Origin of the sequence: Jatrophihabitans lederbergiae, from assembly GCF_031845305.1 — a bacterium.
In the GTDB taxonomy this organism is placed as follows: Bacteria; Actinomycetota; Actinomycetes; order Mycobacteriales; family Jatrophihabitantaceae; genus Jatrophihabitans_A; species Jatrophihabitans_A lederbergiae.
The window spans coordinates 1-255 of sequence record NZ_JAVREH010000271.1 but is presented as its reverse complement, the minus strand read 5'-3'; the positions used below and the strand labels follow the sequence as shown (position 1 = coordinate 255).

The following is a 255-nucleotide window of genomic DNA, read 5'->3' as shown; positions in this document are numbered from 1 at the left end:
CGTGGACCACATCGGGATTGGCGTGGCTCAGGCGGTCGCGGCGGTTGAGGATCTGGAAGGTGTGCGGAGGTAGGTCCTCTTCGACTTCGGCGTCGTGGTTGGCCAGGATGCGCTTGACGTATGCGTCCCCCTCGGCGCGGTTGCCTTGGGCGTCGAAGGCAATCATTAGGTCGAGCAGTGGGGTGTCCTCGCTGCTGCCGGCCCGCAACGCGACCTGCGCGGCGTCGACCGCGCGGGCTGGTTGGCCCGCGGCGA

The 255-nt window shown here is 68.6% G+C and carries 1 protein-coding gene; it reads right to left on the bottom strand.

Translation table 11 applies throughout. The annotated features are described in order from the left end of the window. Positions 1 to 255 (bottom strand): hypothetical protein (locus tag RM423_RS25235; RefSeq protein ID WP_311425774.1); only part of this gene is annotated, 255 nt, incomplete at both ends.